We start from the raw sequence: 1013 nt of genomic DNA on the forward strand, positions 1-1013 counted from the left end.
GAGTTGAAGAAGCGGATCCGTCTTCTCGAGCAGGAGAACGAGGTCCTCAGGAAAGCCGCGGCATATCTGTCGCAGGCCAACCTGAAACTCGGTGGCTCCCCAAAATGACATACCCGCTCGTATCTGAGCTCGCCGACGCGGGGATCCCCGTGACGGTGTCGTGCCGGGTCCTCAAGCTCGCCAGACAGCCCTACTACCGATGGCGGAACGACCCTGTCCGTAGCGCCGACGTGCTGCGCGCGTATCGGATCAACGCGCTTCACGGCGCTCACGCGGAGGACCCGACGTTCGGCTACCGATACCTGGCCGATGAAGCCCGCCGGGCCGGCTGGCGGATGAGCAGGCGCACGGCGTGGAAGCTGTGCTCGCAAGCGGGGATCCTCTCGTCCGCGCAGCGTCGCCGGCGTGGGAAGGGCAAGAAGGCTGGCCCGCCGGTGTTCGACGATCATGTGCAGCGGGTGTTCCGCGCTGATGCCCCGAACCGGGTCTGGCTCACGGATATCACGGAACATTGGACGAGCGAAGGCAAGCTCTACTGTTGCGCGATCAAGGACGTCCACTCCAACCGGATCGTGGGCTACTCGATCAGCGACCGGATGGCCGCGAAGCTCGCCGTCGACGCGCTCCGAAACGCCGTCACCCGTCGCGCCGACGTTGCCGGATGCATCCTGCACGCAGACAGAGGCAGTCAGTTTCGAAGCAGAGCCATGGCCCGCGAACTCCGCCGACACGACATGGTCGGATCGATGGGCCGTGTCGGCGCCGCCGGAGATAACGCCGCTATGGAGAGCTTCTGGTCGCTCGTTCAAACGAATGTGCTCAACCAGCAGCGATGGGCGACGCGTCAGGAGCTGCGGCTGGCCATCGTCGTCTGGATCGAGCGGAAGTATCACCGGCAGCGGGCACAGGACGCGCTCGGCGGGTTGACTCCGATCGAGTTCGAGGCGAAACTAACCGAGCCGCTCACCCTCGCGGCCTAAACCCAACCTGTCACCGATCCGTTCCTCACGCCC

The 1013-nt window shown here is 65.1% G+C and carries 1 protein-coding gene; it reads left to right on the forward strand.

The features are described 5' to 3' along the window. The first annotated feature begins 104 nt into the window (after positions 1 to 104). Complete coding sequence (locus tag ACWAUG_RS13600; protein ID WP_460802836.1) at positions 105 to 980, forward strand: IS3 family transposase; 876 nt, start codon at positions 105 to 107, stop codon at positions 978 to 980. Positions 981 to 1013: the final 33 nt, after the last annotated feature.

The sequence above is a fragment of the Microbacterium sp. GXF6406 genome (assembly GCF_054798215.1).

What these genes read in the sequence shown, in the direction of transcription:
- ACWAUG_RS13600 (WP_460802836.1), top strand. Translation starts at nt 105, where the DNA reads ATGACATACCCGCTCGTATCTGAGCTCGCCGACGCGGGGATCCCCGTG.